This window comes from Flavobacterium silvaticum (genome assembly GCF_012911565.1).
Taxonomy (GTDB): Bacteria; Bacteroidota; Bacteroidia; order Flavobacteriales; family Flavobacteriaceae; genus Flavobacterium; species Flavobacterium silvaticum.
Genome location: NZ_JAAMPU010000106.1, coordinates 182,390 through 197,074 on the forward strand (window position 1 = coordinate 182,390; position 14,685 = coordinate 197,074).

The following is a 14,685-nucleotide window of genomic DNA, read 5'->3' on the forward strand; positions in this document are numbered from 1 at the left end:
TCGGCGTTTTTTATGGATCGTTTCCAGATTAAGACCTGACTACTTTTATAGCATTGCGGTTATCGATACGAAGCAGATACATGCCGATTGGAAGTTCCGAAATGTCAATTACTTTTTCTGTTCCTGATTTCAGTCGTTTCCCATACAAATCATAGAGTTCATAGGTTTCGAACGAGCCTGAAACGTTTAGTATACCTTTGGTCGGGTTTGGATAGACCTTGATTGGCTCAACTTCAGCTTCATCAGTTTCAATTTCCAATGCTTTATTGTATCCGATCCTGAAACGTTGGTCGAAAATTCCGGCATCCGAAGTAAATTCATATGGCTTGTCTAGCGAATTCCACTTTCCGGTAACGGCATCAAAAAGGTATACTTCTTCAATTACTCCTTCCCTGTCATCGATCTGGATAGAGAATGTGCCATCGTATTCTGAAGAAAAGCCCATCGGAACCTCATCGTCTTCATTGAAATCACCGCGCGACTGTATGCAATAGGCATTGTCATCAATCAGCGAATAAAAATCAGCTTGGGCACGACGCTGCATCAGTTGGGAATCATAACCCCAATCGGCATCCCTATTGGTATCTGGCAGATATCCGATTAAGCTTTGCCTGAACAACCCGGAATCATCCGTAAGTGAAACCCAGAATCTGTCGGTTGCACGCTGTCGGAGGAAATTCGAGTTTACCAAAGTAGCGCTGCGCATGGAATTATTAAAGGTAAATGCTGATGCCGTAGTTTTATCTACAAAAAAGCCCTGATGCGACGGAATAGTTCCTGTTGGAACAGCACTTCCGGATTCACTAGCAATTCCACCTGTAAGGCTGTAGGCAGAAAAATCCCCAAGACCTGCATAATTCCCAGGAACTCCGCCTGGAGCCGTTCCGACCGGAGCCGTTTTGTGCGTCCAGAAATACAAAGTTCCAGTTGTTCCCGTGTTGGCCTGAATCAATAAATTGGCATTGATTGATGACGGATACGGATTCCCGACCAGGTTGTAGTTCCGGTTCAGGATATTTCCGCTGCTTGACAACGGAACCTGGACGACTCCGTTGGTTGGCGTCCCGACAAAATCTTTTGTCTTGATCCCTGATGTCGGATTGCGGGCAATATAGCCTTTCCCCTTTATCATGACCACAGTCGAAGCTTGGGTTGTCCAAACATTATTATTGTCATCCATACCATCGGCGACAGCGGCAGTAACTACACCGGACGCGTTGATGGTCTGTACATCTGAAAAATTCGCAGTGGTAAAAGTGGCGTAATTATACCAGCCGTAAATTCCGGTTCCCAACGTAGTATTGGTTGTAGGCGATGACCAGTAGACATAATCGTTGGCCAAAAGTGATGGGGTCGTTCGGGAGAACTTTCCGGTTCCGGTGTTGACTCCCGCATCTGAAACCTGGATCAGCTGGCCTTTATCCTGTACGACAAGGCTTCCGTTGATGGTGATATTGTTCATCACCGTTATGTTCTTTCCGGATGCAATTGTCAGTGTAGCTCCGGAATTAATAATCAGATTACAACACGTAAAGGCTGTACCGGCAGTGTATTTCCCGGCAATGATGGCACTTTTGGTACTGCTTGGAGTTCCGTTGCTCCAGACTGAGCCATTCCAGGTTGTGTTCGTGGTACAGGTCACAGTGGTTACAACCGGTACGCAACTTACGGCGGCAACAAAGCCTGCATTCTGGACTGTTTGGGTCGATGTGAATTTAATGGTCAAGGCTCCGTTACTGGCCGTCGATGTAATTGCAGTCGGCAAGGTAGCGCCCGTGTAAGCACCTATAAGAGATGTTGTTCCGGTTCCATTGTACACATACAGATAATCCTGTGCGCTTTCAAGGTTGAATACGCTGAACGTAATCTTAACGTTGTTACCTGTAGAAGGAGTCAGGATTCTTGTGTAGTTTTCGTTTGCCGTATACGTTGACAATGTTCCGCCTGAATCTGTAATGGAAACGCCGCTGCACCAATCGGCGGCTGTAGGCTGGACAAATTCACTGTAAGTAAGTGTTTGTCCGGAAGTACATACAGGAAGTATTCGTATTTTATAGAACGTATTTGCCGTGAGGCCCGTTTTGGTGAATGAAGGTGTCGAAACAGTAGTGTAAGATCCGCTTCCAGCCATCGTGAAAACGCCAACCTGCCAGCTTGTATTTCCGCCGGCATCTGTCCACGAAAAAGATAAACTTGTGGTGGTTTGGGCCGTTACATTTACAGCTGTTACGCCATTGGTACAGGTTGCAGTTGACGCACAGGTAGCTGAAAGACAGGTTGCGCCGGACATGGTTGATAAGATCCTCTCCGTAGGTTGCGCCCCAAATCCGTTGGCAAAATTGATCCCGACTCCACTGACCAAATGGCAATAGCTCATTATGGTTCCACCCAAAGCCGGCGGTATGACTCCGGTAGCACAGCTTCCTTCCGTATATCCCAAAGAAGATCCACAACCATCTATTGGCGTGTTGTTTCCGTTCCAGGCACAGGCGTGCGTATGTGGCGAACCTAACAAATGCCCGAGTTCATGCGTCATACCCTGTACACTCCACGAATAAGTCGGAATCACATTGAAACCCGGATCTATGTCTACATAAGAATAATTCGAAGACGAACAGACGCCCATTACAGCAGCCGCGATTCCGCCTTTGTTTCCGCTGTCCATGGCTATGAGTTGGCCCAAATCTCCGTCAAACGTCGGGCGATAAGTGTGGAAATTCGCTAATTGTGCCGATGATGTCGTTCCGGTATAAGGATCGGAAGTCGTCCATACGTAAGTTGACTTCAAAGCTACCGTGATTCCGGAATTCGCGAACAACGTCTGGACATTATTGAACAACGACGTCACAAAGTTCATGGTCGCGGTAAGGGTTCCTTTGTTAACGTAAAGCGTATTGTCTACCTCAAGATAAACCGATGCACATTTTGCGACAGTCGTAGCTTGTGTGGTTATCTGATACTCTTTGGCGGCTGGTTTCGGATCTTCAAACTTGCAATCGAAATCATTCAGGATCGTGAGCGTCGCATCATTATAAATGATATAATTTCCTTTATATGGAGCAATCACGAGATTCCCGACATTCGGCAATGAAACGATTCCGTTCATCTCGCCTTCAAAAAAGTTCAAGGATGCATTCTTTCCTCTGTAATATAATCCCGGCGTGTAAGCCACATTCGTTGCAACATCGGTATCAACATGGAAATCTTCTCGGAACGGATTGTTTTTTTGAAGTGAAACAGATAACCAAGTACCATTAAAAGGGATCTGGAGTTCAAGTTCTTCAGCATTGGCATCGAGAATGGCACGTAGCTGATCAGGGTCTAATTTAAGCAGGGTTGCCTGTTTGGCCTGTTCCACCTTTCCGGGAAGAACGGAGAACAGTTTGGTTTGAGAAGTACCGATAAAAACGGAAAACAGTGTAAGAAGGGTTACAAAAATGTTTTTCATTTCAGATTCTGGTCAATTGAAAATTTAGTTCGACATGGGGCTCAACTACATTGAAAATCAGAAATAAGACGTGGTATTTTCTTATTTTGAAGATTTACAAATAACAGCAAAACAGATGTATTTCAACGACTAAATCGTGCTTTTTGCCGATAATTTATTTTTTTGGCCGAATCTGAAAATTATATTTAAAATTATTTCCGTTACATAATTTGATTGTGATTATTTCGGGCGTTTAAAACATATTTTAATAGTTTATCATTTATTTTCAAGTAAGTATATTCCTTACAAAACTCTTAAAATTCTGACCATCGGTTCTGAATCATCGACGAAATGCAATTTATTGATGATTGTTTATGTATCGATTTTGCATTTTTAATAGTAGTATGATGCCTTGGAAATTACCTATCTTTCGGATCTACCATATCACCAGATTCCGTGAATACAAATCACAACCTTTTTTCTGACGAAACTGAACTGATTTCCAAAACATCAGCCTTCTTTTTCTCGCGTTTCCAAAACCAACCCGACCACATAGTCTTATCACCCGGACGTGTCAATATCATTGGTGAACATATAGATTACAATGACGGTTTCGTGCTTCCGGCCGCAATCGACAAACACATTTGTTTTGCAATCCGTTTACGACAGGACGATTCGTGCTCAATCGTATCTATCGACCTTGAAAATGAATTCCATTTTTCAGCCAACGACAAATTGAAGCCACAACCAAAAATGTGGGCGAACTATTTTCTGGGCGTGCTGAATCAATTACAGTTAAAAGGAAAAAAAATCGGCGGTTTCGAACTTGTATTTTCAAGTTCAATCCCAATGGGCTCAGGACTTTCATCTTCGGCAGCTTTGGAATGCGGATTCGGTTTTGCATGCAACGAGTTATTCGACCTGGGTTTGTCATCTGAAGAAATCGCTGTTGCGGGACAAAAGGCAGAACACACGTTTGCAGGCGTCAACTGCGGCATCATGGATCAGTTCGCAAGTGTTTTTGGAAAGAAGGATTGCGTCATAAAACTCGATTGCACCACCTTGGAATATGAATACCATGAAGCAAATCTGGGTGATTATGCATTCATTTTGTATGACAGTTGCGTCAAGCATACACACCTGACTTCGGGCTATAATGACAGGCGGCGCGATGTGGAAGATGGATTGGCCGTCATCACCCGGAATTTCCCGAAGGTAAAAACGTTCCGGGATTGCAACGAATCGCAACTGCGAACCTTAAAAGACGAACTTGGCGAAGTCATTTACAAACGCTGTCTCTTTGTGGCCAATGAAATCGAAAGAGTCCAGAATGCCGTAAAAGCACTCGACCACAATAATCTGTCTGAACTCGGACGTTTGATGGCCGAAGCACATCATGGATTGTCGACACAATACGAAGTCAGTTGCCCGGAAATGGATTTTCTTGCCGATTTGGCAAATGCCGATGAAGCAGTCCTCGGATCACGTATGATGGGTGGCGGTTTTGGCGGATGTACGATTAATCTGGTTCATAAAGAGGCTATTCCGCGATTGACACAAAAACTCCAATCGGCATATAAAACCCGTTTTGGCATCGATATAAAAGTCTATCCGGTATTGCTGTCGGACGGCACAAGATTTTACACGCAACATGCAACAGTTTGACAAAGAAAATCATTCGCACAGACGCTATAATCCGTTGCTTGGCGAATGGGTCTTGGTATCACCACACAGATCGAAACGGCCCTGGCAGGGACAAAAAGAAGCAACATCGTCCGAACAGCTTCCATCATTTGATCCAACCTGTTACTTATGCCCCGGAAACGAGCGCGCCAACGGATTGTTCAATCCAGACTACAAAGACTGTTTTGTTTTTGACAACGATTTTCCGGCCTTACTGAATGAGCCTGTCAAAGCCAATTCCAATGATAATCCGTTGTTTCGGATGGAACCGGAAAGAGGGATCAACCGCGTGGTTTGCTTCTCTCCCAAACACAATGTGACTTTGGCGCAAATGGATGCGACAGATTTGATTCCGATAGTGGAAACCTGGAAAAAAGAATATCGCGAAATCGGTGCTTTGGATTACATCAATTACATCCAGATTTTCGAGAACAAAGGAAGCATCATGGGTTGCAGTAATCCACATCCGCACGGGCAAATCTGGGCACAGTCATCACTGCCGACACAAATCCAAAAGACACAGGATCACTTATTGGATTATTACAAAACCCACGGCAAAAGCCTTTTGACCGATTATGTTTCAAAGGAACTTGAATCGAAAGAAAGGATTGTTGCAGATAACGAACATTTTGCGGCACTTGTTCCATTTTGGGCAATCTGGCCATATGAAACAATCATTATAAGTAAAAGACATTTTGGTCGCATTACAGATATGACTTCAGATGAAACAGCAGCTTTTGCATCCATAATCAGCAGGTTGACCATCAAATACGACAACCTTTTTGAAACCTCGTTCCCCTATTCTTCCGGAATCCATCAAGCCCCGACCGATGGTGAAGAACACGTGGAATGGCATTTCCATATGCATTTCTATCCGCCTTTGCTGCGATCGGCATCCGTAAAGAAATTCATGGTCGGATATGAGATGATGGCTGAAGCTCAACGCGATATATCGCCCGAAAAAAGCGCTGCCATCTTGCGGGAACTGCCGGAAATCCATCATTCCAAAAATCGACCGGCGTAAAAAACAGCAATTAATTTTTTACAACCCATTTTTTTGTTTTCTTTGCAACCGCAAATTTAGAGAGGTGTCCGAGTGGTTGAAGGAGCAAGCCTGGAAAGTTTGTATGTGGGCAACTGCATCGTGGGTTCGAATCCCATCCTCTCTGCAAGAAAAGCGCTTTCGTGGAAAGCGCTTTTTTAGTTTCATACGGCGGCGAAAGACTTTTTCGTCTTTCGTAAGACGTATGAAACTAAAAAAGAAGCCGCTAACAAAGCGGCGCTTTTTCTTGGTCAAAGTATCCCAAAAGGGATCAACGTAGTTAATCCCATATTTTTAGGCCGTATAAAACCATTGGAGACTTGCAAATCGGCGTGTTTTCCTGGTCGATTTCTCTTCAAGGGTCAACACCTGAATCTAAGTCTCCTATTTAGTAATACCAACCTTCCGTATCAGGCTATAAATAATCAATGAAGTTCATGCCTAAACCTTAGATACGTGGGGATAATTCGAGAAAAATCAACTACTCATCAATCACCCGCTTAATCCCCAACTTCTGGATTTTCGATGCCAGCGTAGTTGGTGGAACACCCAAAATATCCGCTGCGCCCCCAACACCACGGATGCGTCCGTTGACACGTTTGAGTACGGCTTCAATATGCTCGCGTTCGTTTTCTTCTATCGTCCTAAGATACCAGCTGCTGTTCATTTCGGGATCCTGAAAGTTTACGGGTAACGGAATTTCTTCGATAGTATCAGTCCGCGATAGCAATACGCTGCGTTCCATCAGATTTTCAAGTTCACGGATATTTCCCGGCCAACTGTATTGCAATAAACCTTTGAGTGCCTTTTCAGATAAATGGGCCACAGGCTTATGATTCTTTGAGGCAAAATGTTTGAGGAAATGTTTGGCAAGCCGTGGAATATCTTCACGTCTTTCGCGCAACGGCGGAATTTCTATCGGGAACACATTGAGGCGATAATACAGGTCAAGCCGAAAACGACCTTCGGCAACTTCCTTTTCCAATTTTCGGTTTGTAGCCGCTACAATACGAACGTCGACTTTTATGGTGTTCGAACCGCCAATCCTTTCGATTTCTTTTTCCTGAAGCGCACGAAGCAGTTTCGCCTGTATTTCCATTGGCATTTCACCTATTTCGTCCAGGAATAACGTCCCCTTATGTGCCAGTTCAAATTTTCCGATGCGTTTGTCGACGGCACCTGTAAATGCGCCTTTTTCATGACCGAACAATTCCGTTTCTATAAGATTCGTAGGTAAAGCCGAACAATTGACTTTAATAAACGGCCCGTCTTTTCGTCGAGAAATCATGTGGATGCTCGAAGCGATGCGTTCCTTTCCGGTTCCGCTTTCTCCCAAAATCAGGACTGTGGTATCGGCGGTAGCGACTTGTAAAATGTTGTCGAACACAGACAACAGTGCCGGGCTTTTGCCAATAATTCCGGGGAAATCACCTGCTCCATCCTTTACTTTCTCTTGTTTTGGTGCTACAATTTCAGGTTGCCTGATGTCATGCCCAAGAATTCGGGAAATAGTCTTTGAAAGGAAATGACCTATCCGATCACACATTTCCAGATGGGCTTCATCAAATCCATCGGGACGTCGGCTGAAAAAAGAAAAGAAAAAAACGCTGTCCGGCTCAGATGGAACCGGAATAGGGAACGTGATATTGCTTCGGGCACCAAAACCTGCCGCCATGACTTGCTTCATGGGCACATCGCGACACAAGGCGGCAAAATCTTCATTAACATACAACGAAGCGCGACGGTCAATCCTGACATCGTATTGCAGCGACTTCACTTCATGTTCTTTGAGCGAAGTAATATTCTGGAATTCAGCCATGCCTATTTTTTGGTATTCCGAAAAACCGGTGCGCATATAGCCAATCGTCTTATCTGTTTCTTTTTTGCCCGTCCTGTAAACCGCAATCAAAACATCGAAAGGGAACAGCGGCTGCAGCGATTGTGTGATGGCGAAGATACTCTGGTCAAAATCGGTGGCTTTTTCAAGAAGTTCCTTTGCCTTTTTCTGGAAGGTTTCCTCTTTTCGCAGCATGGCCTCCATACCATTCTGCTGGTGATATTGGGCTATTTCCATGGCGACAAGCAAGTCCCGTTCGCGGAAAGGTTTGACCAGAAATCCATACGGATGTGTCGCCTTGGCCTGATTCAATACTTGTTCATTGGAATTGGCAGACAGATAGATAAAAGCAATATTTTCGTCTTTGAGATGTCGCGCCAAATCGATTCCGGTTTCTTTTCCAGAGAGGAAAATATCGAGCAGTACCAATCCCGGCCGTTCCTTTTCGATCATCTTTTTGGCATCGGGAACTGTCCTTGCAATGCCAATGACATGATAACCAGCCCTTTTGAGCATGAGCTGCAGGTGGTTCGCCTCGACGAACTGGTCTTCCACAATCAATATCCGGGTTCCTTTTTGCATTTTCAGTCGTTTGTTGGTAGTGAAAATCGTATGACTATATGTGTTCCTTTGTCGCTGAACATTTCAATATCTGCATGAATATCCAGGCTCAGGCCATAAATTAGACGGGTTCCGAGGGAATTCGGGTTGTGAAGGTCGAATCCATCGGGCAAACCGACTCCATTGTCGCTCACTTCGAGGACAAACGAATTGTCTTCCTGTTCTTTTAGTGAAATACCGACGATTTTTTCACGCCGGTTCGGGAAAGCATATTTCATGGCATTGGTAATAGCTTCATTGAGGATAAGGCCAATGGGAACGGTGTGCGAAAGCGGAAAGTCGACCTTATCGATGTCAAGCATAAAACGGACACCGTCTCCGGATTCGGAAGCCTGTTGTAAATAATCGACAAGTTCGGTTATGTAAGACGGCATATCGGTCATGGAAAGATTTTCGGTCTGATACAACTTTTGATGTATCAAAGACATGGCCTGGACCCGATGCTGGCTATCGGCAATAGCCCGTCTGGCTTCTTTCCCTTTTATGAATTCCGTCTGGCTTTCGAGCAATCCGGTAACCATATGCAGGTTGTTTTTGACGCGGTGATGTATTTCGCGCAGCAGCCATTCTTTCTCCTGAAGCAAATGTTCGAGCGATTTGTTTTTGTCGTTGATTTCGGCTTGCTGTTTTTGCAGCAGCATGTTGGAACGTTGTTTCAATCGATAGCCTTTGTAAAGCAAAAAGAGTATAATGATGACCGATATCAAACTACCCAAAATGATATTCCGGATCAGTTTTTCTTTCGCGAGATTGTCATTCTGGATTTGCGTCCGTTTGGTCAACAGCAGGATGTCTTTGTCTTTTTTCTCGGTTTCGTACAAAACGTTCAATTGATTGATCTGCCTGCTTTTGGATTCTATGAGTACCTTATCTGTCCATATCTTGAATTCCTGAAAGCGTCTGATGGCGCCTTTGTAATCTCCTTTGATGGAATCCATCTTGAATTTCCAGTATAAGAGTTTGTCCCTGTTGATTTCAGAATCTGTCAGTTTTGAGACGCTGTCATATCGGGCTATCCAGAATTCCGCCCTTTTTAAATCGGACGAACCCAGATAGAGCGGGATTAACATATTCAACGAATTCGTGTACGAAATATAATTGAGTTTTTGGACAGACAGCATTTTCTCTACACCTGCAGCGTGCTTCTTTGCCAGCGGAAAATTTTGTTTCATCAGGTACAGATGCACCAACAGACAATCCAAAATGCCTTCATCCACTTTTTTCATATCCGGATGTTTTCGAAGCATCTGTAAGGTAAACGTAAGTGCTTCATCTGTTTTATGCTGGGAGATCTGTACTTCTGCAATATTGAAAACCATGGTTGTGATGGCAACTATATCCTGGTAACGTTCCGCATAACCGAGTGCCTTGTTGTAATAGTTGAGTGCCGGATCGAATTGCTCGATTTGTACATACGACGAACCCAATCTGTTGTAAATCGGGCACATCAACATGGAGTCGTCTTTTAATTTTTCTGCCGTCCGCACGGCTAAAAGCCCATAGCGGATCGCTTCTTTATAATCGCCCAACGAATTGTACACACTGCCCAATAAATCATAAGTCGTATGAAGTTGATCGTAATGGGCTTTCTGATATAAAGCAGCGGCTTTCTTGAGATATTGTAACGCTTCTGCTCCTTGCCCCAGCAATTGACATACGTCTCCGGCTTCTTTATAGCAATCTCCTTCCCGTTTTAAATTGCCTGCTTTTTTGAAATAGATCGCCGCCCGGAACAAATACGGATTTCGTTTTTCATACGGAAGCCCGGACAGGCAATGGTTCGACCAAAGCATCACCCATGCTTCACCTAAAAGATCGAAACTTTTTTGCTTGTCGAATATGGCGATAGCCAGACTTGACGCCTTTTTTCCATTCGGGTAATCGTGCTGTATTTGGTACAGATGAGCCATGGCCAATGCATATTTGCCCTTCCCGAGACCGTAGTTGAGTTTGTCGCTTAGCTGTTTTCCTTCGACGGCATACGTCTTTATCTTATCGGTCTGATCGTTTTTATTGAAGATGTACCAAAAGCAAATTTCAAAATACCTATCGGCCAGTTGCGTGCCTTGGAGTTTTGAAACCGATTGTGCCGCCTGTGTCATTTCCGCTTCATCTTTGAAAGTAACTTTTTGGGCCGAAGCGGCTACCGGCATCAGCAAAGCCTGGAAGAACAAAAGGGCGTAAAAGAATAACTGTTTTGCCATTGGCTTCGAAAGATAGTCAGTTCAAATTTTGATATAAAAATCTGTTTCTCAAAAGAAAGAGACAAAAAAGAGTGTTTCCCAAAAAAGCGACGAAATATCGTTGGATTGGCATCCCGCAACTAAATATAGTCGTGGCATTTAAGATAAATAATGATTTAAATTACTGACAAACAACAACTTAGATATAAAGGCATAGTGATTGTCTAATTGTGGCCAAATTAAAACCATTATGCCATGAATACAGATTCAAACCGTACCATCCTCTTTATCACAGGAGCTTTCATAAGCCACACCTGCTGGGATAACTGGAGAAATTATTTTGAAGAGCGCGATTACACAACGCTCGCACCGCCTTGGCCGGGAAAAGATGCCAGTCCCGAAATCCTGCGCCAACGTCATCCGGATAGTGAAGTAGCCGCCATCCGCTTAAAAGACCTCATCGCTCATTATGAAGCCATTTGTGACCGGCTGCCGCAAAAACCAATCGTAATAGGGCATTCGCTTGGCGGCCTGATTGCACAGATCCTGGCATCGAAAGGAAAAGCACAGCTCGCGGTAGGGCTACATTCGGTTCCGCCCAAAGGAATTTTCACGTACAAATTTTCATTCTACAAAGCCGGCTGGGGCGCATTGGGCTTTTTCACATCGGTCAAACGCACATTTATGATGTCTTTGGACCAATGGCGCTATGCCTTCACCAACGGCATGCCTGAGGAATGGCAGGAAAGTTCCTATTTCACGTACGCCATCCCGGAATCGAAACTTGCGGTTCGCGATACGATCGGGCCAGATGCTGTTGTGGATTTCAAAGCACCACACGCGCCATTACTGCTGATTGCCGGCGAAATAGACCATGCGATTCCTTCATCCCTGAACAAATCCAATTACGAGGCGTACCAAAATCGCGAATCCATAACAGATTTCAGGGAATTTCCGGGACGCAACCACTTTGTCATCGGGCAACCGGGTTGGGAAGAAATCACGCAGTACATATCGGAATGGCTTCGGATAAATACCGACCACAAAACAAGAACAGATAACGTATCAAATTCATTTTAAAACATTCACTAATCAAATCAATCTTATGAAAACAATCTCCTTATTTCAAAAAAGCCGCCTTACAGCTTTTGTCAGCTCGGCGTTAGTTATGATTTCACTTTTGACAACTCTTTACAGCTGTTCAAAAAAACAGGAAACGCTTCCAACCGACCAGAAAGTCGTAAGCGACACTTCACAAACCGTAAAACCCGCTTTGCCTCCCGCCGGATTCACCAGTGATTTTGCGGAAGTAAACGGAACCCGCATACATTACGTTTCAGGTGGAAAAGGCGACCCTTTGGTACTTGTCCACGGTTTTGGCCAGAACTGGTATATGTGGAATAGATTGCTTCCTGAGCTTTCCAAACACTTCACGGTAATCGTTCCGGATTTACGCGGTGTCGGGGAATCGGACAAGCCTGAAAGCGGTTATGACAAAAAGAACATGGCCAAGGATATTCACGAACTGGTAGCCAAACTGGGTTACAAGCAAATCAACCTGGCCGGACATGACATTGGGTTGATGGTGGCTTATGCTTATGCGGCACAATATCCGGACGAAGTAAAAAAACTGGCTCTGATGGACGCGCTTTTGCCGGGCATTGAACCGGTTTGGTCGCAGGTATCCGCTTCTGCGTGGTGGTTCGGGTTTTTCAACTGGCCTGCATCTGGCGATATCGTAAAAGGAAAAGAAAAAGAATTCCTGACCAATTTCTGGCCGATGGTGGGACATGTAAAAAATCCGTTTACGGCAGAAGAAGCCAATGAATTCATCCGTGCCTATTCAACAAACGGTGCCACGACAGGAAGCTTCAAATGGTTCGCCGCCTTTGCACAGGACGGAAAAGACAACCAGGAATTCATGAAGACCAAACTCAAAATGCCGTTGCTGGCCATGGGCGGGGAATATTTTGCCGCGGCTTTCCTTAAAGACCATTCCCAACTTGTCGCAGAAAACGTCACCGAATCCAAAATCGCGGGCGCCGGTCACTGGATCGTACAGGAAAATACAGCCCAGGTAGAGAAAGATCTGTTATCCTTCTTCCTTTCTAAATAAATCCATCAGCAATCATGAAAAGATCAGTCTTAATCGCTTTGTTGCTGGGTTGCCTCAACATGGCAGGCCAAACGGCAGACCTGATTGTCTTTAACGGTAAGATAGCCACCATGCGCAAACCCAATGAGTTTGTGCAGGCTGTCGCCGTGAAGGAGGGTATCATCCTGGAAACAGGCAACAGTGATGCGATATTAAAAAAGTTCTCGGGAGAAAAGACCCAGAAGATAGATGTCAAAGGCAGAAGCGTCATTCCCGGCCTCAACGACAGCCATATCCACATTATCCGCGAAGGACTCAACTACAATGCCGAGTTGCGCTGGGATGGTGTCAAAACCCTCAAACGCGCCATGGAACTATTGCGGGAACAAGCCGCACGCACGCCGAAAGGAGTCTGGATCAAAGTCGTAGGCGGATGGAACGAATTCCAGTTTGAGGAAAAACGACAGCCTACTATCGAGGAAATCAACGCCGCCGTTCCGGATAAACCGGTTTTCATCACGTATCTGTACGGAAAAGCATTCCTAAACAAAAAAGGAATCGAAGTGCTCGGTTATACCAAAGACACCAAATACGAAGGCAGCCTGTTGGAAACGGACAAAAACGGAAACCTTACGGGCATCATGCTGGCTAAGGAAACGCCAAAAGCCATTTATACCACGTTGGCCCTGACCACAAAACTCAATGCCCAAGAACGGCTCAACAGCTCCATCCAGTTCAATCGTGAACTGAACCGATTCGGGCTTACGAGCGCGGTTGATGCAGCAGGCGGAGGACAAAATTTCCCTGCAGATTATTCGACCTCTTTGGAACTGGCCAAAACCAACCAACTCACGTTGCGGATTTCCTATTACCTGTTTGCCCAGCAAAAAGGAAAGGAATTGCAGGATTATGAAAAATGGGTGGCCGAAACACAACTGAACAAAAACGACAATCTCTTTGTCGCCAACGGATATTCCGAAGAAGGAGCCGGTGAAAATCTCGTGGCATCGGCAGCAGATTTCGAGAATTTCCTTGAACCCAGGATCGTGCTTTCTGATGAAATGGAAGAAGATCTGGAACCGATCATTAGATTACTCGTCAAAAACCGTTGGCCGTTCCGTCTGCATGCCACTTACGGGGAATCGATAGAACGGATGCTGACGGTATTTGAAAAGGTAAACCGCGAAACGCCTTTTAACGGATTGCGATGGTTGTTCGATCATGCGGAAACCATCACTCCTGCCCAAATGGACCGTGTCAAAAAGCTCGGCGGCGGGATAGCTGTACAATTCCGTATGTATTACCAAGGTGAACTGTATGCAAAAATGTACGGTTTGTCCAAGACGCAGATTCCGCCTATCAACGAAATGATCCGCAAGGGAATTCCTGTCGGAATGGGCACGGATGCCACGCGTATTTCAACGTTCAATCCGTGGATGGCCATGCACTGGCTGTTGACCGGAAAAACACTTGGAGGCATGCAGTTTTGGCCGGCCAACGAAGCACTTGACAAATTCGGGGCTTTGCAGCTTTACACTTCCGGCAGCGCGTGGGTTTCGGGCGAGGAAAATGACAAAGGCAAAATCATCAAGGGAATGTATGCCGATTTCGCCGTACTCAACCGCGATTATTTCACCGTTTCGACAGATGACGTAAGGGACATCGAATCTGTATTGACCATCATGAACGGGAAAGTGGTTTATGCATCGGATGAATACAGCAAGCTGCAGCCAACGGTTCCTGCAGTAATCCCTGACTGGTCGCCTGTCAAATTCTACGGCGGCTTCCAAAAATAAC

8 protein-coding genes and 1 tRNA gene are annotated in these 14,685 nt (G+C 45.1%); 6 read left to right on the forward strand and 3 right to left on the reverse strand.

Features of this window, described 5'->3' with window-relative positions:
* Nucleotides 1-28: 28 nt before the first annotated feature.
* On the reverse strand, nt 29-3,448 hold the full coding sequence (locus G6047_RS11335; RefSeq protein WP_169527733.1) for a M12 family metallo-peptidase: 3,420 nt from the start codon (nt 3,446-3,448) through the stop codon (nt 29-31).
* A 435-nt stretch (nt 3,449-3,883) separates the two neighbouring features.
* On the opposite strand from G6047_RS11335, the gene galK reads away from it, so the two are divergent.
* The 3 genes from galK (at nt 3,884) to G6047_RS11350 (ending at nt 6,279) form a co-directional block, all read left to right on the forward strand.
* Entirely contained in the window at nt 3,884-5,092 is a 1,209-nt protein-coding gene (gene galK / locus G6047_RS11340; RefSeq protein WP_169527734.1) for a galactokinase, read from the forward strand.
* Nucleotides 5,079-6,134 carry a UDP-glucose--hexose-1-phosphate uridylyltransferase gene (locus G6047_RS11345; RefSeq protein WP_169527735.1) on the forward strand — a complete coding sequence of 352 codons (1,056 nt, stop codon included), beginning with the start codon at nt 5,079-5,081 and terminating at the stop codon, nt 6,132-6,134. The genes galK and G6047_RS11345 overlap by 14 nt, the downstream gene beginning before the upstream one ends.
* Nucleotides 6,135-6,192: 58 nt before the next feature.
* A tRNA-Ser gene (locus G6047_RS11350) sits at nt 6,193-6,279 on the forward strand.
* A gap of 354 nt (nt 6,280-6,633) precedes the next feature.
* On the opposite strand, the gene G6047_RS11355 is transcribed toward G6047_RS11350, so the two are convergent.
* Both G6047_RS11355 and G6047_RS11360 read right to left on the reverse strand, forming a co-directional pair.
* Nucleotides 6,634-8,571, reverse strand: a complete 1,938-nt coding sequence (locus G6047_RS11355) for a sigma 54-interacting response regulator (protein ID WP_169527736.1) — start codon at nt 8,569-8,571, stop codon at nt 6,634-6,636.
* A gap of 2 nt (nt 8,572-8,573) precedes the next feature.
* Complete coding sequence (locus tag G6047_RS11360; RefSeq protein ID WP_169527737.1) at nt 8,574-10,814, reverse strand: histidine kinase dimerization/phosphoacceptor domain -containing protein; 2,241 nt, start codon at nt 10,812-10,814, stop codon at nt 8,574-8,576.
* Between the two features lie 234 nt (nt 10,815-11,048).
* Between G6047_RS11360 and G6047_RS11365 the strand changes: the two genes are divergently transcribed.
* The 3 genes from G6047_RS11365 to G6047_RS11375 are packed head-to-tail and all read left to right on the forward strand — an operon-like array spanning nt 11,049 to nt 14,684.
* Nucleotides 11,049-11,873, forward strand: a complete 825-nt coding sequence (locus G6047_RS11365) for an alpha/beta hydrolase (RefSeq protein WP_169527738.1) — start codon at nt 11,049-11,051, stop codon at nt 11,871-11,873.
* Between the two features lie 25 nt (nt 11,874-11,898).
* Nucleotides 11,899-12,909: an alpha/beta fold hydrolase gene (locus tag G6047_RS11370; protein ID WP_211165432.1), complete on the forward strand. Its 1,011-nt coding sequence runs from the start codon at nt 11,899-11,901 to the stop codon at nt 12,907-12,909.
* Nucleotides 12,910-12,923: 14 nt separating this feature from the next.
* Nucleotides 12,924-14,684 carry an amidohydrolase gene (locus G6047_RS11375; RefSeq protein WP_169527739.1) on the forward strand — a complete coding sequence of 587 codons (1,761 nt, stop codon included), beginning with the start codon at nt 12,924-12,926 and terminating at the stop codon, nt 14,682-14,684.
* Nucleotide 14,685 lies beyond the last annotated feature (1 nt).